We start from the raw sequence: 25,471 nt of genomic DNA on the forward strand, positions 1-25,471 counted from the left end.
TATTAAGGCGGTAGAACCATGAATAATAAACCAATTTATGTAACACAACCGGCTCTGCCGCCGTTGGATGAGTTTATCCCCTACCTGCAGCAGATTTGGGACAACAAAATATTGACCAACTGCGGCCCCTTTCATCAACAATTTGAAGAAGCGCTGGCTGACTATCTTGGCGTCAAATATGTTTGCCTCTTTGCCAATGCCACCCTGGCTTTGGTGACAGCCTTGCAGGCTCTTCGTATTTCAGGTGAGGTTATAACCACGCCCTACTCTTTTGTAGCGACAGCCCACTCGCTGAAATGGAATAGTATCAAACCAGTGTTTGTGGATATTGATGCAAAAACCTGCAATCTGGATCCTGCGGCTATTGAAGCAGCTATCACACCACAAACCACAGCAATTATGCCTGTGCATGTTTATGGCACACCTTGTGATACTGAAGCTATCCGTAAAATAGCGGAAAACTATAATTTAAAAGTGATTTACGATGCAGCTCATGCTTTTGGCTGCAGATACAACAACCAGTCTCTTTGTGCTTTTGGTGATATCTCTGTGGTCAGTTTCCATGCGACCAAAGTATTTAACACCTTTGAAGGAGGCGCCATTATCTGTCAGGACGCTAAAACCAAAGCTCATATTGACCATTTAAAAAACTTTGGTTTTGTCGATGAAACCACAGTAGTGGCGGCAGGCATTAACGGCAAAATGAGCGAAGTAAATGCCGCTTTTGGACTACTGCAATTAAAGTACATTGACTCTTGTATTGAAAAAAGAAAACAAATCAGCCAGTACTACAGAGACAACATTAAGTTTATCCGCGGCATTTCATTGCCGGATCATCAACTGTCTTTTACCTCGAATTATTCCTATTTTCCTGTGTTTGTTGAAGCAGACTACGCTTTATCCCGTGACGAGTTGTATGAAAAGTTCCGGGAACAAAACGTGATAGTGCGACGTTATTTTTATCCTTTGATCACGGCATTTCCTATGTACAGAACCGCCCATACAGATCGGGATAATGAGCTGCCAAACGCCAGATATATCTCGTCCAGAGTACTGTGTTTACCTTTACACCCTAATCTTGAACAAGAGGAGCTGGAGAAAGTGATGGCGATATTGTCGGGCTTTTCGAAAATACAACAGACTCAAAAAGCTATATAGCGCATGAGTAGCACAGCAGCAAACAACACCACTCCAAACCAGTTTAATCTGGTGGTCTGTGCCTCAGGCGGTGGGGGAAATTTTCAGGCCATCATTGATAAGCAAGACAGGTTGGCAGTCACCATCACTAAGCTGATTGTTGACCGGCCCTGTGGTGCTGTTCAAAGAGCGCAGCAACAGGGTATTGCAGTGCATCAGTTGAACTATTCCGGCGATTTGGCGCAGCAGCTGTTAAACGCTATTCCTGAAAACACAAATTTAATAGTGCTGGCTGGTTTTATACCAATACTGCCAGCAGCGGTGTGTAAGCTCTGGCATAAAAAAATAATTAACACTCACCCATCCCTGTTGCCAGGTTATGGTGGCAAAGGCATGTACGGAGTGAAAGTGCAGGAAGCTGTCATGCAAGCGAAAGAAAAATACGCTGGCTGCACTGTGCACTATGTCGACTCTGGCATTGATACAGGTGAAATCATTCTGCAAAAAGCCATTGAGGTCGATTACCGGTTAACACCATGGGAGTTAGGCGGACTGGTATTTAAAGAAGAAAACAAACTTCTGGTGGATGCTATTCAATTGTTAAAATTAAACCAAGCTGCGGAGATGCAATGCAATTAACATGGGAAAAATTGGGGCTAGTCTTTGATCCTGAGCTGATACCGGAGCGCCCGGACTGGATGGTTAATTTCGCTCAGGCACCCAATGTCGTTATTTTTGATAGCTTCATACGGGTGTTTTTTTGTTGCCGCCCCAAACCGGACGAAAATAAACAGTTTGTCAGTTATTGTGCTTTTGTTGATTTGGATAAAACAGATCTGTTTAAAGTGCTGAATATCAGCCAGAAGCCACTGTTAAGCCTTGGCGACCTGGGGACCTTTGATGAGTTTGGTACTTATCCAGTGTCCGTTACCGAAGATAGCGGGGAGCTGATTGCCATTTATGGCGGCTGGCAGCGCTGTGAATCTGTACCTTTTAATATTTCATTGGGTTTGGCCCGAAGTCATGACAAGGGAGTCTCCTTTACCAAACATGGCCCTGGCCCTGTGTTATCGCACTCACCCAATGAACCTTTTATTGTCACGTCTCCAAAACTTCGTAAATACAATGACACCTGGTATCTGGCCTACACAGCAGGACGAAAATGGATACTGGATGAAGAAGGTCGCCCGGAAATTATTTACAAAATGCGGATGGCCACCTCAAAAGATTTAGTGAACTGGACCAGACTGGACAGGGATATTATCGATAGTAAGCTGGGCGACGATGAAGCTCAGGCTTGTCCTGATATTTTTTACGCTGCTGGTAAATACCATATGTTTTTCTGCTACCGGCAAGGTCTGGATTTTCGCTCGAATAAAAATAATAGCTACCGTATTGGTTATGCCAGCTCTGTTGATCTTCAGCAGTGGCACAGAGATGATTCAAAAGTGGATCTGGATGTGTCTGAAACAGGCTGGGATTCAGAGATGGTTGCTTACCCGACAGTGTTCGAACTGGATGGCACTGTGTATATGCTGTATGCGGGGAATGGCAATGGTAAAACAGGCTTTGGCCTGGCGAAACTGCATGGAGCTTTGGGCTGATGAAATGGCAAAAACTCGGGAAAATCTTCGACCCAACCACAGTGGTTCTGGCCGATGGCTGCACTGAATTTGCGAAATCCCCTCAGGCTTTGGTATTTGAAGACTTTGTACGGATTTACTTTTGTGCACAGAAAAAAACGGCCAATGGCAAATACCTGAGTTTTCCTCAGTATGTCGACTTTGACAAAAGCCTGAACAAAATCCTCGCCTTATCGGAACAGAGTATCATACAGCCGGGAGAGCTTGGCCATTTTGATGAGCATGGCATTTTCCCTTTCAGCGTAACACGGGATGACAAAAGCATACTTGCTTATACTTCTGGCTGGAGCCGTCGTACTTCAGTCTCTGTTGATATGAGCATAGGTCTTGCCCGCAGCACAGATCAGGGTGCCAGCTTTGAGAAATACGGAGCTGGCGGGCCTGTTATGGCAGCCAGCCATAATGAGCCTATGATGGTCGCAGATGCCTTTGTACTGAAAGTAAACGGCAGCTACCACATGTGGTATATCTTCGGCAGTCACTGGCAGAAAAAGACCGCTGACGGCGCAGCAGAACGCTTTTATAAAATTGCCTATGCCCATTCCAGCGACGGCATAACATGGCAACGCACAGGCCAGACTATTATTGACGAAAGAATACCGGATGAATGTCAGGCACTGCCGACTGTTATTTACGCTGCAGGCAAATACCATATGTATTTCTGCTACCGCAGTGCCTATGATTTCAGGCAAAACAGCAAAAATGCCTACCGACTGGGTTATGCCTGGTCTGAAGATTTAATCCGCTGGACCAGAGACGATAATCTGGCTGGTATTGATCTATCTGATTCAGGCTGGGATTCAGAGATGATGTGTTATCCAAATCTGTTTGAATCTGATGGCCAGATTTTTTTGTTATATAACGGCAATGAATTTGGCCGCTATGGCTTTGGTCTGGCCCGTTTAACAGAGCTATAACCCGACTTGAGCTAAGATGCAGCTTAAAACTAACTAACAAGCAGGACAAGGTGTCCCTATGACAACAGCAAGAGACTTTAACAAAGAAATTATCGACAACTCAGGCCGCTCTTATTTCTATGGCTTTGACTATGACGTGATGCACCCTTATATGATCCAGTCGTTTGAGCCTTTTCTGAGAAACGGCAATCTGTTGGAATTAGGCAGTTTTAAAGGTGAACTAACCAAAAGACTGCTGCCCTACTCAGAAGACATTACCTGCGTCGAAGCCTCAGATGTGGCCATCAGCGAAGCAAGGCAGAAACTGGGAGATAAAGTAACTTTTGTGAATGCGTTATTTGAGCAGGCCCAGCTACCCACACGTTATGACAATATTGTGATGACCCATGTGCTGGAACATCTGGACGATCCGGTCCTGGTGCTCAAACGCATTAACGACGAATGGCTGTCAGACAAAGGCCGCTTCTTTTTAGTTTGCCCTAATGCCAACGCACCTTCCCGTCAGATTGCGGTAAAAATGGGCCTGATCAGCCACAATGCAGCAGTAACCCCGGCAGAAGCTGAACACGGTCATCGTTGCACTTACAGCCTGGATACACTGGAGAGGGATGCTGTAGCCGCAGGTTTAAAAGTGGTGCATCGTTCAGGCATCTTCTTCAAAGCCCTGGCAAACTTTCAGTGGGACAGATTGCTGCAAACCGACATTATTTCACCGGCTTATCTGGATGGCTGCTATAAACTGGGCCAGCAGTATCCGGATTTATGTTCCAGCATCTTTTTAGTCTGTGAAAAAGGTTAAAGCAGCGGCACTGCCGGCTCTGTCAATTACGCACCAGGGAATAGTCAGCAAGCATCTCTTTGAGCTGCTGCTGACTGGTAAACATTATCAGGTCAATGACTGATAAATAAGGTACAAACTCAGCGCCAAATTGCCGGTAGCCTGGCAAATGGGATTGCAAAAAACAAAGCTCCAGACCAGCGCGCTCAAAAGTAGTTTTGTTGTACAGCTCAAGCCCACCTATTGCATTGATATAGCGCTTTGCCCCCAACGCCTGACACAAGGCGATGACTTTTACTTCAGAACGCAGGCTGTGATCAATGGCAATGTCAGAGGAGCGGATGATCGTGCGTTCAATACCAAGGAACTGACACAGCAGCCGAATGGAGTGTTCGGTAAAATAAAACAGATTTGTCTGTGGGCAGAGAAAACACTGCTCAATCACAGGATAGGCTGTGTCAAAATACGGCGCTTTACGGTAACTTTGTTTGATCTGAGCCAGTATTTTACTGATGGCCTGCCCTGCGTCATCCGCCAGATAACGTTCCACCACATTCAGATAATCAGAGCCTTGTTTTAACGGCAGAGTAAAGAGTTTTTTTTCGCCGTTCAGCAAGATGTTGTTGCGGTGAAACCAGCCTTTTTTTGTAAACTGAATATTGTCGTAAAGCACAAAAACGTCACTGGCAACAAGGAGTTGCCAGTAACCCAGATAGGGCAAAAAATAGGGCTGCATAATAGCTACATTCATTGTTTTGCCTTTTTAAAGACCCTATTCCACAAGGCTTATATAATCCGGTCGTTATCCCAGGTAATGAGTTTATGTTTTGTGGATTTATACATATTCAGCTTGTGATACACAGCAGCAATAAACTCACCAAATTCAGAGGGCTGGTCTTTTTCAATACTCAGCATGGCTTTGATGTCTGCAGATTTAATACATTGAGTCTGAGCTGCATAATACGCATCATCATTCACCAGAGCTGTAACCTTATTCAGGTAGCTTTCGACTGAGTCGCACATAAAATGCTGATCAAGTCCAAAGGACTGTAACACCAGATAGTCTGTATAGCTGCAGAACTCATGACCTTTCAGTGCCACCACGGGTAATCCAAGCAACATGGAATCTACAGTGCTGTTGGTGTTACCAAATGGAAAAGGCGCCAGACTGATATGACATTGACCCAGTGTTTTAAGAAACTCAGGGTATGGCATCTGTGCATAGACTGTGGCATCAGGAAACTGTCTGAGCAGCATGCTTTTCAGGCCGTCGTTAAAGAGTCCATCACCGGCAGGAAAAAAATGATAGTTAACCCTGGATCCGAGTTTTGTTTTCACATCCTTGAGCAACTGAACAAACACACTACTTAATTTCATGGCGGCACAGTTAATAGCTATATGTTTACGGCCATCTGAAATTTTTGCTGAACTCAGGCTCTCAGACGCCAATTCACTGTGTTCAATCGCCGTATAACGATAGTTTTTATTTTGTAGTATGTTTTCCGAAGCCAAAGCGCTTGCACCAGGCAAATCCGGACCGTAGTAAATAAAATCTATGTTGTCAGAAAAACTACTTTCAGGATGGCCGCAACTCATGACCTGCATAGCGGCTAAACGCAGGTTCGCCAAATAGATAGTCCAATGCGACATTCCAAGGCTGGGATAATAAATAATATCGGGATTAATACTGGTAATAGTTTGAATAATAGCTTTTAAATCAGTGACATCATCCACTATCAGATGGCGTGGAAACACAGTTTTGGATACGTCATCAAGCAATGTCTGCTCGGCAAGAGAATACACTTCAAAATGCTGCTGCAACGAAAAATAAAGGGGCAAATAGCAGCGGAACATTGCATGGTTGCGCCCTGCCCGTTCATGGATCACTAATAGTCTGGGTATGTGACGTATTTCCGACGCTTTCTTTTTGGGAACAAACAGGCCATTTGAATGCAGAAAGTTACCAATCATCTTATTGATATTCTTTTTAATCTCCCTTTTGTTTGTACTGGGAGAATAAGAACAATACATCCATGCATTTACAACACTGTTCATAAAGCTTTGATTTGGATTTACTCTTAACAGCAGTTTGGATTTCTCAAACAGGGTCTCTCTGTTTTTTTCCCCCTGACTGGTTAACACCACACCAGTATTGAGCCACCCCATCATCAACACGGCAAAATAAGCTTCGTGAAGTTGAGTCGCAAGAGCCAGGTAGGCGGGATCCACATCATCAATATGGACAAAAACAAAATATAACAACAACTTATGTTGAGGTATGACAAAAGAGCCTGTTTCAGTTCTTTCCGTCAGATAGGTTCTCAGGTGGGCATAACCTCTGTAACCACTGTTATAAAAAACACTGGCGATTACTTCTTTATAGCGCGCTAAATCAGAGAGGTCTTCAACGGACAAAGCTTGTTCTTCGCAAGAGGCCCACAACGACAACAAAGTTGCCATTCTGGTAAAAAGTTCATCCGCAAAGTAGTTTCGTACAGAGGTATCATTTGAATACAAGGTTCTGTTGTGAAAGCTGTCGTAAAATGCCTGCAACAAAGCAAGAACCTCCTTTAACGAAAGTTCTCCCCTGGAATGAATTTCCATTTCCAGTTTCGCCAGCATTTTATGAAACTCAATAATCTGGCTTTTGCTTTGTTGCTCTGCTGCATTGTCTGTCATAGCCAGCTTATCCTTTATTCACTATGCAGCTGGCACCGCTGCTCATCAGCAGTTTACAGCTTTGTTTTGCCTCATTGTAACTCTCAAAGCGGCCCGCCTTTACCCTGTAGTAAGTACGGTTAGCAACCAAAACCTGCTCTGAATGCAGATCTAACGACCCTAATACCTCTGGATGGCGTTTTTTCAGTTGCGTCCAGGTGGGGTCAACTGCTTCTTCTTTTGTTACAGATGCCAACTGTAAGCTAAAAGAAGTATTTTCGGCTTTGGATCCGGCACCAACCTGAGACAAAACGGACATGTTTTGTTCGACAGAGGTGGGGGCAGAAGTCTGACTCAGAGTTGCTGTCAGAATTTCGTCATTGATTTGTTTTTCTGCTGGCTGAACTGCCCGTGTTTGAACCGGCACTGGCGTAGCAAGTTTTTTCTCTTCGAAGTGAACTGGGGTCATCACCTGAGTTTGAACATTATGCCCATTGTCAGCTGTTGCCAGCTGAGCCGTTGGTTCATTTTCTGTAATAGTTTCCAGAGTTGCCAGCAGGCCCTTTAACTCACCTTCAATAGCCACAAGCCGCTGAACACCGGGCTTTAGTTTTCTCCATTCAGCCAGTTCAGCTTCCATTTCTTTATTATGTGAGGTTGCAACTGGCTCTGGTTGGCTGGCACAGCCAGCGATCAGAGAACTCAACAATACCGCTATACTGCAAAGCAAAGACTTATTCATTGTAATTACCATAAAAACTTCTCCCTCTTGTTTGCGTGGTCTGCCGAAATAAGCCCTGATGCTACAGCTTGGTTTCAAACTGATTTACAGCACATGCCAGCCTTCGGCCTTTAATTCGGTTACATACTTCTTCTGCCAGATGCTGTTCTTTGAAAAAGCCTGCCCGAAGCACGTATTTGCCGGACTCTTCATCCTGCAGGTAGAATGGTCTTAACTTAGCAACATTCATACCACTTCGAACCAACAAGCCCCAGTAGGCTTTTAGTACAGTTAATGAGCCAAAGCTGCCCATATCAGCGGAATACCCACCCGCAGCTTCTTTTTGCTGCAACATGATGTCAGTACCGTTGATCACATCGCCCCCTCTGACGGCCAGGTAAACCGGATCGGACAAACGCAAATTACGACGTTTAGTAAAACTCTTGTCGATCATAACTTTGTATTGACCTGGCACTACATCAACAAACAAATAATAACCGTCATATTCTGATTGGGCTGTATCAACCACTTTGCCATTGCTATCAATCAATTGAATAACTGCATAGGCAGCGGGTTCCATATCCCCGTCCACAGAGCCTGAATACAGAGTACCTTCCAACTCACCTGTCGAGGTCACAGCAAAATCGATATGCTCGATATAGCCTTTACGTCCGGTCAGAGCCACACCAGGGATCAATGTTTTCATCGTTGGATCTTCAAAGCTGCCTCTGTCGACCACAATGTCTGTTTTTTGATTGGCAGCCAAACCTGTGAGTACCGCAATACCTTTTTCATTGGTGACCACATCTCTGCTCCCTCCCTGTAACGACATTATTTTTGCATTTTTAATAGGAGTTTCACCTTCGTCCATCACACCATTGAGGTTCTTATCTTCATAAACACGTGCGCTGACAGCACCAGCCTGAGCGACGTTGCTGCTGGAAGAGAAATAACCTGACTCCTGACCATAACCAAAACCGAAACGAGCGTTCAGACCTCCTGACCAACCATTTAAATTGTTGTAACTGGTGGTGGCTGATAAATAAACATTATCCAGACGCCAGTTCAATCCGAGGCTGGCTGAGGTTTGATCTGTCAGGGTATAACGGAAAATACTAAAGTTTGAGGTCAGATCCGGTGAAAATGGATAACTTAGACTGACACCATAAGACGTGAACTCCGAATCAGGTTTCAGGTTGTAGTTCGCAAAAAAACGGGTGAAGACTGAGTTAAAATTCTTCCTGTATTGAAAACCACCGGAGGTTACGTTGGGCAGATCAACCTCCCCTGTTAACTCTTGTTCCTGCTGCTGCTCTAAACGTTCCAGCAACTGTTGGGCGTAAGCCGCCTGATCAAAAAAGTCAGAGATAACAGGCGAAGGCTGCAGGCTAGTCACTTCTGTTTGTTTCCTCCATTCCAGCGTATTGCCAAAAGACCCTATTTTGGTATTTACGCCCAGAGAATTACGGAGAATTTCAGTAGTACCTGAAAAATCCTTATCACGCCGCCACTCATTCTGATAACTCAGTGGCATATCTGAACGACCAAATAACCGACCAGCCATACTGGCAACCAGAGAATCAGAGGCCTGATTCTGGTTTTCTATTCTGTCCCCTATTGGGTCGTTGTTCTGATAACCCAAACTCACGGCATTGCCAAGGACCTGAGTCCGCAAGCTATGAGAGCTGGTTCGCAGAGAATCTTTTACTTCGCCCAAGCTGCTGCTTAACAAAGCAGAACCAAAGATATTCAGGTTTAAACCCAGATCGTAACTCAACAGCTCCTCACCCACCTCTGGTTTGAATGAGCCCACAGCAGTGCTTAAGCTTAACCAGTCAAACAAACCATAACCGGATACCACATTTGCCTGGATCCCTTGATCAGCCTCATCAGCACCCAAATTATCTTCTTCCAGCGCAAACACCGATTTGTTTGCTTCCACCACTGAAAATTGATAGTTAAACTGCCCCTGCCCAACGCTGTTACTGTCGACATTAAAGACTTCTGTTTTAGTTTCAACCTGGCCCTGAGGTCCATAAAATACTAATTCGAAGTTGTTCTCACCGAAGTCCAGATTAATCTCATTAAATTCGTAGCGACCATTATTGATGCCAAACTGTTGGCCAATTAAGATACCGTTCCGGTACACTTCTACATCCCAGCCATCTGGTACATCTCCAGTCAAATCAACCTGACGTCCGTCGACAGAACTGACCAGAGGTGTATTACTAAATCTCAGACCTCGCCCCAAATTCCGGCTGGCGCCCCTGATACTTCCGACAGGCAAGATATCTCCAAACTCGAATTCAGTGGCTTTAAGTGGTCCTAACAAATTGTTTTTATCGGATTCACGAGAGAAGGTCAGGCGTGCACTACTGAGCAGATCATCATTGTTACCTGATAAATAGTACCGGCTGGTTAAATAAGCTAAGTCATGTGACCCTACGACTGAGTGGGTACTGGTCGTTTTAGACCCTCTGTGACTGGCGGAGATCTGTGCGTCAAATAACGGCTGTGAAAAGGCTTTATAGCCTGTTTCACGATAGGGCATCACAGAGGTGTTGTTATAGGAGAGATTTGTAACTTCCCTGCCACGTCTGGCTAATCTGAGTTCAACCGGAAGTTGTCTGCTGGTGGTTAACGTCAGTTTTAGTCTCGACTCGTCAATCACATACTTAAAACCAAACCATTCGGCAATAGCATTTAGATCAATGTAAATATCATCAGATTCAACAGAATAACTTTGCTCTGTTAAAGTCCATTGCTGACCACTGAGCGATACCTGCAGGCTGTTATCTTCGCCGACAGACATACTGAATTTATTGCTTTCGTTGTACAACCAGCCATTAGCACGTTTTAAATCAGAGGAGATTTCAATGGGCAACTCTAATAACTGAATCAGAGTGGCAAAACCAACTGTAGCAGAAGTTTTCGTTTTAAAGGCAAATACATCAGCCAGGGCTGCAACGTCATTTTTTGACGCTATTTCCAGACCCAGAATAAGTTCCTCGCCCTCAGCAAACCTGCTGCCTTCGACCAAAGCGCCAGAAAATTCGTTATCTTGATAGTAATCAGCGCTGTCAGAATTTTGACTATTATCGAAATTATCAACTCCATCCGCAGAACTGCTTGCAGTCATCTGGCCTGACTGTGAATTGGCTTCAGAATTAATGGGTTGACTTACTAATTTTGCAGAATTTAGTGTTTTGTCGTCTTTTTGTGTAGCTGCAGTGTTTTGTTCGGCTGTTTTATACTTTTTGATCAATCGTTGCAACGCCTGACGGAATTGCGGGTCCTGTAAGGCCGCTTTCCCATCAGTAGTCTGAGCAACAGAGGCGGGATGAATAGAAAGGCAGGCCACAGCAACAACCAAGGACGACTTCTGACAGAACGTATCTTTTGGCCTGAATTTCATAGATATCCTCGCTAGTTATTCATTTTTATAGCGCTCCTGTCTACCTGTACTGAAGTATCGAAAAAGGTCTGACCCTGAAAGTCTCTCATACCTTTGTACACGATCCGGAGCTTGCCATTGGTAGGTGCAAAATCTGCGCCAACCCATGCCAAAGTCGTAAAGGTCTTATTTAATTCAGGCCAAAAGGTAAAAGCTGAGGTTTTTGCTATCAAACGTTCTTTGCCGCCCGCTGGTGTCCAATAGGCTTCCATATCACCAAAAGTGGAGTATTTTCCTGAACGACTGACATTTACAACCACGCTGCTTTTGCCCGGAACTGCAGCGTCATAAATAATAGAAGCACTGTTAAAGCTGATGTTGCTATTACTTTCCCCATTTTGCACTACAACAGGTATCACAAAACTGGTAATCAAATTTAAGCTCATAGTCAAACCTGCAGTTTGCTCATCAGGTGCTCTCAGTGATGCCGGTGGAGGCAGAGCCTTAAAAATCAGGTGAGAGCGGTATTCACCTTCAGCAAGACGGGCTGGTTTGCGTAAACTTAATTTGATGGTCTGACGCTCACCAGGTCTTAATGTCACCTGACGGGGCGTAAAACGAACCATAGAGCTTGCCGTAGGGAAGTTTTTCAGCGCATCCCCTTTTAAATCTGTGTAGCCGCCCCCTTGTTTAGCTAGCTTTTCCCGCCACTCCAGACGGTAAGTATTAGTGGTTTTAGAATCATTAAGTAACGTGACTTCGGTACTGCGCTCACCCGGATTAAACTGAATACGTATAGGGTGAATCACTAAATTGGCTTCAACCCAAAAACTCATTAGTGCAATAATAACAAGGACTATTTTGCCCATTTCTGTGCTCCACTTTTATTAATATGAAAACTCGATTTCAAGGTAAATGTTATAAACCGCTTCATTGTAGTAAACACCACCCAAGCCAGAGGTTGCCAAAGTCCCGCCTATAATAAGAGTTGCCTGTCCCGCCAGATCTGTTTTCACTGACGCGGGCATATCTAAAGCTGTAATGGTGAACTGCTCTGTGCCGCCATACCCCATAGCAGAACTGACCGGAGTATTGGCTGACAAATTCATAGTGGTATAAATAGGAAAATTACTAAGTTGCAGTATGGCTGGTTCACCAGACTGCACTACCAAAATTTTGTTGGTGCTTTGTTGTGACCCGTTACGCCGCACTGTTGTTGTGCTGACAGAAGCATTAGAGGTGATTGCTATTTTGCCAAAGCTAAGTTGTTGATTAACTGTTATATCGCCATATGCAGGCCATGAATAAAAACTGAAAAAGACAACAAAAATTAATGCAGCTAAGTTGTAATTTGACATAAGGTCCACCAAAGAAAAAGGAGCCTAATCATAAGCTCCTTTTTATTTCAAACCAAAGCTTATTGGTAGGCAACTTCTACATCAATGTTACCAGTGTAAGCGATGTTATTTTCATAGTTTTGACCAGCAAAAGAGTCATCTGTATGCAAAGTCGCGCCTAACTGGAACACAGCACCACCGGTACCATCTACCTGAATAGTAGTAGTCACAGCGCCTGGAGTACCACTTGTTTTCCATGCAGTGAAATCACGCATAAAGAAAGAAGCTGCGCCAGGGGCTAAAGGAGCAGTTAATTCAACTGTTGTTGGTAAAGTTACGTCTAAAGTAGTGAAGGCAGCAACACCAGCAATAGTGAAAGTTGGGCGCTCTAAAGTGCCACCGATCGACTGAACTGCTGCGTTACCAGCACCAGTACAGAAGCCTGTAGTAGCAGCGCCACCAGTTGCAGCAATAGCAGGAGCAGCAGGACCAGCACTTAAAGTAACATAGGCGCAGTTGTTTGCAGAGTTATCTGCTACAGCGCGTAAAGTACCGAAGTTTAAAGTACCGGCAGAAGTGAAATCGATTGAGTTGTCTACAGTAACAGAAGCTGTTACTGATGCTATCTCAGCCATTGCCCCAACTGAGGTCATGGTAGCAACGGCCAGCACGGCCGCTTGTGTAATTTGATTGCGTTTCTTCATAATCATCTTTCCTATATTGATCAAATAGTTACAATGAACCCGCTCAGATAACATTTGATGTTTCACACTAAGCGTATTCATGTATCGACCGAACTTATCAAAACTTTATACAATTTTTTGTTTTATTTGTAATTTTTTCATTATTTCATTATTTGCACAAAACAAAATAAAAAAGTACCGTAAAATTAGGCTTAAACGATGTAAAACAGGGCCTGTAAAACATTAGAAAAATTTAAATTACTGAGTGAAAACTTCATTTCCAATCTGAACAAAGTGCAAAAAACGGCACAAACTGAATAAGAAAATGGTCATATAGCTGAAGCAAAGAACTGCGGTTTTAGCACCAGAATTTTGCAAAATCATTCAACAAAATAGACATAGTTCAAAAGATTGTAAACCTAGTATAGCCCCATATTAATTTTTAGCCTCTTCTCCTGCCCCGTCAAAGTTGCTGCAGTACTAAGGCTGGGATCAAAGTGCTGGCCGATGCAATGACCACATTATCTCTGGTGGAAACCACCCGGCTATGGATCTGTAAGCCCCGGCGGGTTGGCACCATAGTGCCGGTCAACACATAGTCCATACCCTGTGAATCACGCAGTTTTCTGGTATTACGTGACAAAGATAAATCTCCGGTCGGCCCTACGGTAATTTCACGTGTCAGTTTGTATTCAATAACCCTGGCGCCATAAGCAGGCAATACAGTACTGAGTTCTTCCGCTAATTGATTTCCTACCGCACTGGTTTTTTCTAACTGCTCGTCAAAAAAAACAAAACTGGCCACACCTATTTTGTTGCCGGCCAACTGCTGATTTCCAGCAAGTTTAAATGCCAGTTGAGACACATAATCACTTAAAGATTTGCGGCTCATATGAAATTGTGGCGCCATTGCATACTGCTGTAAATCTGCGCCAGCTGCTGCCAGTTCAGAAGGTAAAGTAAGGCGCTTAAAGGTTTTTACCTGCAAACCCGGAATAGGTTGGCCTGCCACAGCTTCACTGTCCAGTTGAGATACTGGAGTAGTGCTTGTCGCTGGTGCTGCTTCGGCATAGGGTGTAGTCATTGCAAACCAGCTTGGGTCACGAGCTTTAGCCGGGCCGGAATTTGCTGGCGATGAAGTTTCTGAGTCTGTGCAATTGCAATCTGCTGAAGTCTGGGTATAAGAACTCTGTGTCTGAATGCTGGTGGTGCTGCCACCATCCGGACTCTGAGCGGTCAGATCAGCACTCGGAGTTGAAGCCATCTCAGATCCTGAGTTTTCTGTATTTTGCACTGCTGAAGGTCCAAATGACTGCTGTGCAGAACCAGACTGAGCGAAGCTTTGGTGCCCGGTCAGCTCCTGTCGGTTTGCTGCAACATCAGAGACTACAGTACTTAAATCAACCAGAAGCGTATTCAACTCTTCCTGCGTACTGACCAACGACTGTAATGCCTGTAAACTTTGTTCTCTTTTTTCAGCAGTAAGCTCGTCCTGACCTAAATATTGGCTACGTGAAGGTTCATCCGCTAACTGGGACATGTCAGCCAAAGCCTGTACCAAAAATTCAAGATCAGCTTCATTACTGACAAGACGTTCCAATGCAGGTTTTTGCTGTTCCCATTCAATTTTCAAACTTTCCAGTTGCTGCTCTAATGCTCTGACCTGATTTTCAGCCTGAGCCAGTTCAGGTGACTTGACTTCATCAGACACTGCATCCGTATTGCTCAGGTTCTCTGTCGAAGCGACCGGGTCAGAATCTGTTGATCCTGACCCCATTAAAGCACAGCCCTGTAATAAGGAAATCAGCAACAGCGAAGCGAAAGCGCTACGGAAAATACACCTGTTATTTACGGAGTTTTTAGTGATTGATTTCATATTCATAGGTTCCATTTAACACAGGTTAATTACCGGGAGCTGCAGTTAAGGTGTTCAACTCAAACATCAAACGGGAAAGCTCTGATTTCAGTGTTTGCTGATTGGCGGCCATCACCTGTAAATAATCCACTGTGACTTCTTTAGTCTGGCCGGCTGCATCACCGCTCAATTGCGTTTGCTGTTGCCTGATATGCATTAAGCGGATCAATTGCTCTAAATCCGCATCATTGTTAATCAATTTCTGCAACTGAGCCCTCTGCATATGCAGCTTATGGTGTGTTTCCAGTAAGCGTTTTTTCAACACAGCGACTTTTTCAACCTGAGTTAACTCAGCTTCAACTTTCTCAGGTTCGCTGGACAGCGTCGAACAACCCGGCAACAAACTCAATACGACCAAAGCAGCTGCGCCATACAGCACAGAAGAGCGCCATAATGAATCGGTGTGTTGACGGATAGCCATGTTATTGCACTCCAGCCGCTTTTAACTGCAACAATGGCGCACTATGAGTGCCCTTCAGGCTCTGAACAACCTGTTGTGGAATAAAAGCCTGAGCCGATGCCAGTACTTTTTTGTCATTTACATTCACCATTCTGGCATTCACTATCACGCCGCCATGGTGACGTACTAAGGTACCGCCCAGCACCACACTAATAGGGTATTGTTGAGTCAGTTCAAGGAAATCACGACTGAAGGTAAAATCGCCTGTTGGCGTCACCCGGATATAATCCGTGGTTTTAAAATCTGTCACGGCCATACCAAACTGAGTGGCCTCGTGCATAAAAGCTTCAGACAGCTGGTTGCCAAGCAAATCGCCTTGCTGGTAATCACCATCCAGATAAACAAAGCTGGTCACCCCAACGCTGAAGGTCGTACTTAACACCTCCAGGTTAGCCGCTAAATCATGCATCAGGCTTTGTACATAGTGATTCACTGTCACCGAAGTTTCTGCCTTGTAACCAGGTACTGCCATGCCCGCCATACGGGCATTTTGCATAGCTGCACTGTCGTAACCACCCACATACAAAGGTGCATAAGACTGATTTTTTTTGAGCCTCGGAGCATGACCCTGATTTAACTCAACCTGATTAGCCGTTGAAGGCTTGCCTTCTGAATCCAGCTGGATCAGAGGAGTACAACCAAAGTTCAGGCTCAAAGTGGCGAGGCTGGTGAGTAGTAAAATATAACGATTTGGTGTATTCATCCGTTACGACTCCGAATTGCGATACAACTTATTATGACGCAACTGCAACTGTTCGTTTGGCCATAACACATCTACAGGAATAACACTGGAAGCTGCAGCTAACACTTGCTGGCTTTTCAGGTCGATTAATTTGGCATTGACAGTGATATGTACCTCACCCTCAGTCAGGGTGCCTGTGATCAAATAACGTGCCTGTTGGTTTTGCGCCAAATGGCTTAAATTCCGTCCTAATGAGTTTTCATAACCTGTATGTACTAAAACCGCATCATTGAGGCGTAATTCGCTTACCTGGTAGCCCAACTGAGTGGCCACAGTCTGCATACTTTCCTGCAACTGCAAAGCTGCGTTATAGCTGGAATTGCGGCTGGTATCAGGCGCCATCAATTGCACATCAGCAAAAGTGGTCACAGCTATAGCACCGGATTCCAAAGGTTGTAATTGATGAAAAAGCTGATCAGCAAGGCGTTCGGTATAAAACAATAAAGGAGGATGCTGTGCTGCTTTTGAAAGCTGTACAGGCTCGGCAATATCTTGCCCTTGTGGCAAAGAACTGCAGCTGCATAACAGCAGAACTGTGATGACTAACCCGAATATTCGCACTGTAGCCCCCGGCGTTGGTGTCGCTTGTTTATCTCTGTCTGATACACAGCAAAATTAATGCCAGAAAATTTTGACGGTTTACCTGATCCAGGCGTTCGCCAGATCACACGGCGCATGTGGACGGGAGTGGGCTAATACCGCGGTACATATAGACGGGAGGGGGCAAGCCCCTCCGCTACAGATTTATATCGCTATCGGGGCTTTAATAGCTGGGTGTGCCAAATAATTGACCAGCTCAAAATCGTCGATACTAAAAGCAAAAATATCTTTGATAGCCGGGTTTAATTTCATTTGAGGCAATGGGTGTGGTGTACGGCTTAGCTGCTCGTTCACCTGCTCCATATGATTGCTGTACAAATGGGCATCGCCAAAAGTGTGCACAAAATCGCCTGGAGTTAAATCGCAAACCTGAGCCACCATCATGGTAAGCAAGGCATAACTTGCAATATTAAAAGGCACACCCAGGAAAATGTCGGCGCTGCGCTGGTATAATTGACAGGATAATTTGCCGTCATGCACATAAAACTGAAATAAAGTATGGCAAGGCGGTAAAGCCTGTTTGCCCATAGCTGCATTGTCTTTAGGACTGAATTTGGTATCAGGTAATACAGCAGGGTTCCAACCGCTGACGATTAAACGCCGTGAATCCGGATTGGTTTTAATGTCATGGATAAGTTGACTGATCTGGTCGATAGTACGGCCATCCGGTGTTTGCCAGCTGCGCCACTGGGCCCCATAGACCGGGCCTAAATCGCCTTGTTCTGTCGCCCACTCATCCCAAATCGACACTTTATTGTCTTTCAGATACTGAATATTGGTGTCGCCTTTAAGAAACCACAACAGCTCATGAATAATGGAGCGCAAGTGACACTTTTTGGTCGTCACCAGAGGAAAGCCCTGACTTAAATCAAACCGCATCTGATAACCAAATACACTGATGGTGCCTGTGCCTGTGCGGTCCGATTTTTTATGACCATGCTCCAGCACATGGCGCATTAAGTCTAAATACTGCTTCATGCCTTGCTCTCTTTCTTCACTGCTTTTTCCGCACTGTTTTTAGTCTTGCGGTCTGATTTCGCTTCACGGCTATAGCCCCAGACAATCAATCCCAGGCCTGCTGCTATCATTGGAATACAAAGCCACTGGCCCATCGACATCCCCATAGACAATAAACCTAAATGCGCGTCCGGTTCCCGGAAGAATTCAATAATAAAACGTGCAGTACCGTAGCCCAGCAGGAATAAACCAGCGACATTACCTGCAGGTGGATTCTTGCCTTTGTACCATTGCAGTAAAATAAACAGCATGATGCCTTCAGCCACCATTTCATACAGCTGAGAAGGATGACGTGGCAACATACCGGAGTTTGGAAATAACACAGCCCAGGGTACGTCAGTAGTACGGCCCCATAACTCGCCGTTGATAAAGTTACCTAAACGGCCAAAGGCCAGACCTAAAGGCAACAGCGGCACCACAAAATCGCCAAGCTCAAGGTACTTTTTGTTGTTGCGCCAGGCAAACCAGGCCATAGCAGCCATCACACCTAACACACCACCATGGAAAGACATGCCGCCTTCCCAGGTGCGGAATAAATACAGCGGGTCGGCCATTAAATTGCTGAAACCGTAGAACAGCACATAACCAAAACGGCCACCGACTATCACACCTAAGAAACCGAAAAACATTAAATCGCTGACCTGATCACGGGTCCAGCCAGAACCTGGTTTATCGGCCTGACGGTTGGCCAGCCAGTTTGCCAGTAAAAAAGCGATCACATACATCAGGCCATACCAACGCACAGCCACAGGCCCGATACTGAAGATCACCGGGTCAATTTGCGGGAATAAAAAATAAGAGTCCACTATAAAAAATCCTGTTCTAAGCAATAAACCAGTAAGGCACCAGAGCTGATGCGCAGAGCCTGATAAGGTCAAACATTGTAACAGCCCTTGGTGCTGTTAAGCACGTAATTGGTTCAATAGCTGTTTTTGATCGAGGAAACGCTGAACTTGCAGACGAACTTGTTTTGGCGACTGGCAGGCCAGAATTTCCGGCAGCAGCAATTGCAGTTCAGACATATTGACTCTGCGCAGCAACCATTTGATTTTGGCCAGATTACTGCTGTTCATACTGAACTTGTCATAACCCATGGCGGCTAAAATCAGCACACCCGCAGGTTCACCTGCCAGCTCACCACAAATGCTCATCGGCAGCTGTAAACCCTGAGCCTGCAATGACATCTGGTGCAAAGCGCGTAATACCGCAGGATGCATCGCATCATACAAACCCGCTACTCTTGGGTTGTTGCGATCGACCGCCAATAAATACTGGGTTAAATCGTTGGTACCGACAGAGCAGAAATCAATTTTACGGGCCAGTTCAGGCAACTGATACATAATGGACGGCACTTCAATCATCACGCCCACTTTGGCTTTAGGCAGCTGCACTTCAGTACCGGCTAATTCATCTGTCAGTTCAAAAGTGGCTTGTTTAATCAGACGAAGTGATTCATCCACTTCAGCCAGATCAGAGATCATCGGCAGCAAAATATGCAAATTACCCTGACCTATATTGGCCTTGAGCATGGCGCGGATCTGCACCAAAAAGATTTCGGGATGATCCAGGGTTAAACGAATACCACGCCAGCCTAAAAAGGGGTTTTCTTCAATAATGCTGAAATACGGCAGTGCTTTATCACCGCCTACGTCCAAAGTACGCATCACTACCGCTTTGGTGGGGTGCGACGCTAATACTTTTTTATAGAGTTCTATCTGCTCCGCTTCGGTTGGAAAGCGGTTGCGCATAATAAAAGGGAATTCAGTACGGTATAAACCTATGCCGTCTGTATAAGAAGGCTGAGTACTCTCCAGCTCTATCGCCAGACCAGCATTGACCATCAGGCTAAAAGGCGCACCACAAGCGCTCTGAGCGTTTAAATGCATCTCGGATTGATAACGGGCACTCAACTGAGCATCTTCACTGATAAGCGCCTGATACTCAGCCACTATAGCTTCAGCGGGAGCCACTAAAATCTGCCCACGGTAGCCATCGACAATCAGACGTTTACTTTGCCAGTGAAACAACGGCAGCTCGTCCAGGCCCATCACAGCCGGAATACCTAAAGCCCGCGCCATAATAGCGGCGTGTGAATTCACTGAGCCTTTCAGCGAAACAATAGCCACCAGCTGAGCGCGTGGAATTTCAGCTAACATAGTGGCAGTGACGTTATCAGCCACCAGCACCACTTTTTCCGGCAACTTATGATGGCGCTGCTCAGTGTCGAGCAAATGATTCAATACCCTCTGGCCTAAATCACGGATATCTGTGCCCCGCTCTCTCAGATAAGGGTCGTCCATATCGTCAAACTGGCGGGCGAACTTTTCTACCACACGTTTCAATGCACTTTTGGCACACCAGCCTTCGTGGATTTGTTTTTCAATTTCATTGCCAAGGCTGGCGGCGTCTAATAACTGATGGTACACATCAAAAATAGCCAAAGCGTCTGGCGGCAAATGCCCGGCCATACGTTCAGCCAGACGATTAAATTCGGCTTTGGTAATTTTGACGGCTTTGTAAAAACGAGACAGTTCCTTTTCCGGATCGTCGACTTTCTTCAGCGATATCGCATCAAAATCGCTGGAGGGTTCCAATACAAAACCTTCACCTATGGCAATACCAGGAGCACCAGGTAAACCCTGTAACTGGCCTGTACTTTTTTGCTGCCTTGAATTCTGGCTGGCCGCCTGACGCATTTCAGCATGCACCAATACAGAGGCCAGCTGCACTCCTAAAGTCACTAAAAAGGATTCTTCGTCTTCACTGAATACCCGTGATTCGCCCTGCTGTATGGTTAATACACCCAGCACTTTACGGTGATGAATAATAGGGCAACCTAAAAAGGCCGAAAAACGGTCTTCGCTGACTTCAGGGGTGACTTTAAAACGGGGGTGTAAATGAGCTTGTGCCAGATTGATCGGCTCTTCACGCTGACCCACCCAACCAATTAAACCTTCGGAGAAACCAATAGAAATTTGGCCTACCGCTTCAGGATTTAAGCCATCTGTGGCCATCAACATAAAATGCTGCTGTTCATAGTCGGCTAAATAAACAGAGCAACACTCTGTTTTCAGGGCATTTTTTACGTTCGAGACTAAGCCAGCCAATGCGTTATTCAGTACCGGCTCTTGCGCCACATCCTGCACTATGCGCCTTAACTGGCTCAGCATTCCTAACCCCTTCTGATTAACTTCTCATTTTTTCCATCTCTACGAAGATACGGCAATGCAATAGGGGCAAACTCTTTCATCACCTTACGGTACACTTCCCGTTTAAAGGCGACGACCTGACGCACAGGATACCAATAACTGACCCAACGCCAGTCATCGAACTCCGGATGCGAAGTTTTTAACAGATTTACGTCTTCATCCTTACAGGTCAGGCGCAACAAAAACCATTTTTGCTTTTGCCCTATACACACCGGATTACTGTCTCGTCGAATTAAACGCTTAGGTAATTTGTACCTGAGCCAGTGTTTGGTTACAGCAATAATTTCTACATCTTCAGGCTGTAAACCAACTTCTTCGTTTAACTCGCGGTACATGGCCTGCTCCGGGGTTTCCCCGTCATCAATGCCGCCCTGTGGGTACTGCCAGGAATGTTGACCGTATCTCCTTGCCCAAAACACCTGTCCCTGGTGGTTGTATATTACAATGCCGACGTTGGCTCTAAAGCCTTCAGCGTCGATCACAAAAACCTCTAGCTTGGTTCCAGCTGTTGTTTCATCGATTCTTTCATAAAGTCACGACTTCGGCAAATTGTATTTTCTACAGAGTTATCCACAATTTAACTGATTAATTAGCACGCACTGTGCACTTCTACACAGGCTCTGTACATAAAGCTGTGCATAAGGGTGTTTTTGTTCTTGAATAACTCTGAAACGCTGGAATAACACTCAACCAAAACTAAAAAAATAACCATAAAAAACATTAAGTTAGATTGAAAAGACTGCTATTTAACCAGTGTTACAACTGTGCATAACTTGCTTTGGTTGCTTTTTGAGCAGCAAAATAAGTCAAAAAATGCTAATGTTTTGAAAGACCTGAATCACTGCCGCTTCAATGACGTTTTTATGAGCCACCCGCCGAAAAATACAGCAGAATTACTCGAACGTTGTTATCTGATCGCAGGCCTGACTTTAGGCCAACTGGCAGAACAATGCCAGTTGCAGCTGCCCGCCAATCTGCAACGGGAAAAAGGCAGTGTGGGCCAATTACTCGAACTGGTGCTTGGAGCCAGCAGTGGCAGTAAAGCTGAACCTGATTTTCCACATCTGGGCATAGAACTAAAAACCTTGCCTGTGGATCGTTTTGGTAAACCACTGGAAAGCACTTATGTCTGTGTTGCACCTTTAACTGACGTGGCTGGTTTGCACTGGCAGGACTCCTGGGTCTGTCGCAAACTCAGCAAGGTATTGTTTGTACCCATACTGGCCGAACGTACTATTCCACTGACTGAGCGGCAGATAGGTACAGCTTTTTTATGGAGCCCGGATGCAGAACAACAGGCCTTGTTGCAGCAGGATTGGGAAGAGTTGATGGAGTTGATTGTTTTAGGTGGCATCGATCAGATTAAAGGCGCGCATGGCAAAGTGTTGCAATTGCGCCCTAAAGCGGCCAACAGCAAAGCCCTTACTTCAGCTATTGGCACAGAGGGCCAACCTATTCAAACCTTGCCCAGAGGCTTTTATTTAAAGGCCAGCTTTACTGCGTCTTTGCTGGCCCGCCAGTTTGGTATTCGCTAATACCTTACTCTAAGTAATTGGAGTTGCAGTGCGGCGACAAGTGTTCGAGACCCCAGGAGCATAGTTGTCCTATGTGACTGGGGGGAGAGCCGCAGTCAACAAAACTGCGGCTTCAAGTACGACGAGTAAGTTAACTCTGGTATTTATTCAGTAGCTGTTGATAATCCCCACTGTCTTTTAATTGTTGCAGCGCCTGATTAAAAGAGCTGACTTTTTCCGGCTGCACTGTGGCTTTGCTGAACATGACATAAATAGGGCTTTCTGGCAGTTTCACCTGATGTGGCTGAATTTGTTGCTCTAATCCTTTACGCCGGATAATAGCAGCACCGACAAAACTGTCTTCGAGTACTGCATCTACCTGGTCGTCTAACAATACAGCTATATTCAGTTCGCTCATAGAAGATTCAACAAACTGCGGCCGCATATGTTCATCGCTATACAAGGCGCTGATTTGCTCACCGTAATAATAGTCGCTGATCAGCCCCACTTTATGTTTGGCAGCCACCATTTCAGCCACTGAAGCAAAGTTGTATTGATCGGCTTCGTCTTTGCGTACAAACAACTGAAACTGTTCAGCTCTGTAGGGCTCAGAAAACAGCGCAAACTCTTCCCGAGCCGGCGTTTTAGAAGCACCCAACAACAAATCAACCTTACCTTGTTTCAACTGCCCCAACAGGTCCTGCCAGGTGCCATGCTGCATCACTAAAGTACAATTCATTCGATTGGCAACGGCCTGCATAATTTCAATGTCCAGCCCGCTGGCTTGTTGTTCCAGGCCAATGTATTGATAAGGTTCCCAGGATTCAAAACCTAGTTTTAACTCGCACGCTGCGGCTTTAGGTTCTGGTTGTGTTTGAGCCACTGTTGTGACGGCTTCAGGTTTTACATCAGGAGCAGGTTTAGTTTCAGCTGGTTTACAGCCAGATAACAGCAGACAAACTACAGCGCTGCACAGGAGGTGTTGAAGATTCATAAGCGGCCTCTTTATTTTTTAGTATCTATCCGCTTTGAGCTTAGTGCATCCGGGTAATTTTTCCTCTTACATCAGATACTTTTTGTGAACAATTCATAGTGAAATGTAGGGGCCGTGGCTTGTCCCGGCCCTTCTATCTGCGCCGCAATGTTTTTGTGTATATCACACCGCGGTGTCATTAGACGGGCGGGTACAAGACCCGCCCCTACGTTTTTTCAAGGTTAATTTACATCCACGATATCACGCGACAATTTTTTGTCCTGTTCAGACAAAACGGCAGCGGAACTGACGGCCTTTGATTTTTCCTTCACTTAAACGCTTTAATGCGGTGCTGGCCACATCGTTACGTACAGCCACAAAACTCACCATAGCCAACACGTTTATTTTGCCAATCTGTTCAAAAGACAAACCCAGTTCACCTGTTAAAGCGCCTACTATATCGCCAGGCCGTACTTTGTCTTTTTTACCGCCATCAATCATCACAGTACGCATAGGCGCGCGCGCTGGTACAGCATCTTTAGCCGGATAAGCAGTTAACTCGGCCCACTGTGCTGTCAGACTCAATTGATCTTCCAGTGCGGCCAAACGGCCCATTTGTGAAGGAGTAACCAGAGTTAAAGCCAGACCTTCGCTACCAGCACGGCCAGTACGCCCTACCCTGTGTACATGCACTTCAGGGTCGTTGGATAAATCGTAGTTAATGACCAAAGGCAAAGCACTGATATCCAGCCCCCGGGCTGCCACATCAGTTGCCACCATAATCAGGCAACTTTGATTGGTAAACTGCATTAATACCCGTTCACGGTCACGTTGTTCTAAATCGCCGTGAAGTGACATTACGCTGTAACCGGCATCGGATAGTTCATCACAAATATCCTGAGTATCTTTGCGCATATTGGAGAAAATCAGCGTGGGCTTAGCGCCATGCCAGGACAATATTTGCTTTAAGGCAGTAATTTTATCCTGCGCTTCCACTTCAATAAATTTCTGTTCTATTTCAGTTTGTTCAGCGTCTTCAACAAACACCTGCACAGCATCGGCTTTTAAATGACGTTTTAAATCATTTACTTTGTCCGGGTAAGTGGCTGAAAACAACAAGGTTTGGCGATCTGCAGGCAGAGCTTTCAGAATAACGCCTATATCATCAGAGAACCCCATATCCAGCATACGGTCGGCTTCGTCCAGCACAAGGGTTTCTACATCAGACAGGTTCAGCAGATTGCGGTCGATCATCTCGAGGATACGACCCGGCGTGCCAACAATTATATGAGCACCGTGTTCTAAGGAGCCAATTTGTGGGCCAACAGAAACGCCACCCACCAGAGTAAGAACTTTAATATTGTGCTGGCTGCGGGCTAAACGACGGATTTCCTGCGCTACTTGTTCAGCCAGTTCACGGGTAGGACAAAGCACTAAAGACTGGATACGGAAACGTTTGACCGCCAGTTTATGCAGCAAGGTCAGGGCAAAAGCTACTGTCTTGCCACTGCCGGTGCGGGCTTTGGCCAGAATATCTTTGCCTTCCAACAGCGCAGGCAGGGCCTGTTGCTGAATAGGTGTCATCTGACTGTAGCCAAGGCTCTCAAGGCTTTGTAATAAATGTTCTGCTAAAGGCAGACTGGTAAAAGTGGCGTTGCTCAAAAAATGGGTACTCTCTATTTATACAGAAATTGGCACAGGAAAAAGGGCGCGCACTATAACAGAAGCCCCATCTCTGAGCGAGTATAAATTTTAAGCAACTTACCCTTCATA

At 45.4% G+C, this 25,471-nt stretch carries 23 protein-coding genes; 6 read left to right on the forward strand and 17 right to left on the reverse strand.

The window, feature by feature from the left end:
* The first annotated feature begins 18 nt into the window (after positions 1–18).
* From RHEIN_RS08495 to RHEIN_RS08515, 5 genes are read left to right on the forward strand one after another with little or no spacing between them, the layout of a single operon-like run.
* Positions 19–1,158: a DegT/DnrJ/EryC1/StrS family aminotransferase gene (locus RHEIN_RS08495; protein ID WP_008898570.1), complete on the forward strand. Its 1,140-nt coding sequence runs from the start codon at positions 19–21 to the stop codon at positions 1,156–1,158.
* Between the two features lie 3 nt (positions 1,159–1,161).
* A complete protein-coding gene (locus RHEIN_RS08500) occupies positions 1,162–1,776 on the forward strand; it encodes a formyltransferase family protein (protein WP_008898571.1) in 615 nt (204 codons plus the stop codon).
* The gene (locus RHEIN_RS08505) at positions 1,767–2,741 is read left to right on the forward strand and encodes a family 43 glycosylhydrolase (protein WP_008898572.1); all 975 of its coding nucleotides are present in this window, start codon (positions 1,767–1,769) and stop codon (positions 2,739–2,741) included. Before RHEIN_RS08500 ends, RHEIN_RS08505 begins: the two co-directional genes overlap by 10 nt.
* On the forward strand, positions 2,741–3,697 hold the full coding sequence (locus RHEIN_RS08510) for a hypothetical protein (protein WP_008898573.1): 957 nt from the start codon (positions 2,741–2,743) through the stop codon (positions 3,695–3,697). Before RHEIN_RS08505 ends, RHEIN_RS08510 begins: the two co-directional genes overlap by 1 nt.
* 58 nt (positions 3,698–3,755) lie before the next feature.
* Complete coding sequence (locus tag RHEIN_RS08515; RefSeq protein ID WP_008898574.1) at positions 3,756–4,496, forward strand: class I SAM-dependent methyltransferase; 741 nt, start codon at positions 3,756–3,758, stop codon at positions 4,494–4,496.
* Positions 4,497–4,518: 22 nt separating this feature from the next.
* Here the strand turns inward: RHEIN_RS08515 and RHEIN_RS08520 are convergent, their stop codons facing one another.
* The 15 genes from RHEIN_RS08520 to rppH form a co-directional block, all read right to left on the reverse strand.
* Positions 4,519–5,226: a WbqC family protein gene (locus tag RHEIN_RS08520; protein WP_008898575.1), complete on the reverse strand. Its 708-nt coding sequence runs from the start codon at positions 5,224–5,226 to the stop codon at positions 4,519–4,521.
* A gap of 35 nt (positions 5,227–5,261) precedes the next feature.
* Positions 5,262–7,154: a hypothetical protein gene (locus RHEIN_RS08525; protein WP_008898576.1), complete on the reverse strand. Its 1,893-nt coding sequence runs from the start codon at positions 7,152–7,154 to the stop codon at positions 5,262–5,264.
* A gap of 7 nt (positions 7,155–7,161) precedes the next feature.
* Entirely contained in the window at positions 7,162–7,887 is a 726-nt protein-coding gene (locus RHEIN_RS08530; RefSeq protein ID WP_008898577.1) for an SPOR domain-containing protein, read from the reverse strand.
* 49 nt (positions 7,888–7,936) lie between these two features.
* Entirely contained in the window at positions 7,937–11,269 is a 3,333-nt protein-coding gene (locus RHEIN_RS08535) for a hypothetical protein (protein WP_008898578.1), read from the reverse strand.
* An 11-nt stretch (positions 11,270–11,280) separates the two neighbouring features.
* The gene (locus RHEIN_RS08540) at positions 11,281–12,117 is read right to left on the reverse strand and encodes a fimbrial biogenesis chaperone (protein ID WP_008898579.1); all 837 of its coding nucleotides are present in this window, start codon (positions 12,115–12,117) and stop codon (positions 11,281–11,283) included.
* Positions 12,118–12,135: 18 nt separating this feature from the next.
* Positions 12,136–12,606 carry a DUF4402 domain-containing protein gene (locus tag RHEIN_RS08545; RefSeq protein WP_008898580.1) on the reverse strand — a complete coding sequence of 157 codons (471 nt, stop codon included), beginning with the start codon at positions 12,604–12,606 and terminating at the stop codon, positions 12,136–12,138.
* 59 nt (positions 12,607–12,665) lie between these two features.
* Positions 12,666–13,289, reverse strand: coding sequence for a hypothetical protein (locus tag RHEIN_RS08550; RefSeq protein ID WP_008898581.1), 624 nt, complete (start codon positions 13,287–13,289; stop codon positions 12,666–12,668).
* Between the two features lie 442 nt (positions 13,290–13,731).
* Positions 13,732–15,144 carry a FlgO family outer membrane protein gene (locus RHEIN_RS20370; protein WP_008898582.1) on the reverse strand — a complete coding sequence of 471 codons (1,413 nt, stop codon included), beginning with the start codon at positions 15,142–15,144 and terminating at the stop codon, positions 13,732–13,734.
* Positions 15,145–15,169: 25 nt separating this feature from the next.
* Complete coding sequence (locus RHEIN_RS08560; RefSeq protein WP_008898583.1) at positions 15,170–15,604, reverse strand: hypothetical protein; 435 nt, start codon at positions 15,602–15,604, stop codon at positions 15,170–15,172.
* Position 15,605: 1 nt separating this feature from the next.
* Positions 15,606–16,346: a FlgO family outer membrane protein gene (locus RHEIN_RS20375; RefSeq protein WP_008898584.1), complete on the reverse strand. Its 741-nt coding sequence runs from the start codon at positions 16,344–16,346 to the stop codon at positions 15,606–15,608.
* A 3-nt stretch (positions 16,347–16,349) separates the two neighbouring features.
* Complete coding sequence (locus RHEIN_RS08570; RefSeq protein WP_008898585.1) at positions 16,350–16,946, reverse strand: FlgO family outer membrane protein; 597 nt, start codon at positions 16,944–16,946, stop codon at positions 16,350–16,352.
* Between the two features lie 183 nt (positions 16,947–17,129).
* Positions 17,130–17,963, reverse strand: coding sequence for a thymidylate synthase (locus RHEIN_RS08575; RefSeq protein WP_008898586.1), 834 nt, complete (start codon positions 17,961–17,963; stop codon positions 17,130–17,132).
* On the reverse strand, positions 17,960–18,808 hold the full coding sequence (gene lgt / locus RHEIN_RS08580) for a prolipoprotein diacylglyceryl transferase (RefSeq protein ID WP_008898587.1): 849 nt from the start codon (positions 18,806–18,808) through the stop codon (positions 17,960–17,962). Before lgt ends, RHEIN_RS08575 begins: the two co-directional genes overlap by 4 nt.
* Positions 18,809–18,904: 96 nt before the next feature.
* Positions 18,905–21,172 carry a phosphoenolpyruvate--protein phosphotransferase gene (ptsP, locus tag RHEIN_RS08585; RefSeq protein WP_008898588.1) on the reverse strand — a complete coding sequence of 756 codons (2,268 nt, stop codon included), beginning with the start codon at positions 21,170–21,172 and terminating at the stop codon, positions 18,905–18,907.
* Between the two features lie 2 nt (positions 21,173–21,174).
* Entirely contained in the window at positions 21,175–21,693 is a 519-nt protein-coding gene (gene rppH / locus RHEIN_RS08590; RefSeq protein WP_008898589.1) for an RNA pyrophosphohydrolase, read from the reverse strand.
* A 381-nt stretch (positions 21,694–22,074) separates the two neighbouring features.
* Here rppH and mutH point away from each other — a divergent pair, with 381 nt between their 5' ends.
* On the forward strand, positions 22,075–22,746 hold the full coding sequence (gene mutH / locus RHEIN_RS08595; protein ID WP_008898590.1) for a DNA mismatch repair endonuclease MutH: 672 nt from the start codon (positions 22,075–22,077) through the stop codon (positions 22,744–22,746).
* Between the two features lie 130 nt (positions 22,747–22,876).
* Here mutH and RHEIN_RS08600 read toward each other — a convergent pair whose 3' ends face one another.
* On the reverse strand, positions 22,877–23,719 hold the full coding sequence (locus tag RHEIN_RS08600; RefSeq protein ID WP_008898591.1) for a substrate-binding periplasmic protein: 843 nt from the start codon (positions 23,717–23,719) through the stop codon (positions 22,877–22,879).
* A gap of 264 nt (positions 23,720–23,983) precedes the next feature.
* Positions 23,984–25,360, reverse strand: a complete 1,377-nt coding sequence (gene dbpA / locus RHEIN_RS08605; RefSeq protein WP_008898592.1) for an ATP-dependent RNA helicase DbpA — start codon at positions 25,358–25,360, stop codon at positions 23,984–23,986.
* Positions 25,361–25,471 lie beyond the last annotated feature (111 nt).

Source organism: Rheinheimera sp. A13L (assembly GCF_000217935.1).
Taxonomy (GTDB): domain Bacteria; phylum Pseudomonadota; class Gammaproteobacteria; order Enterobacterales; family Alteromonadaceae; genus Pararheinheimera.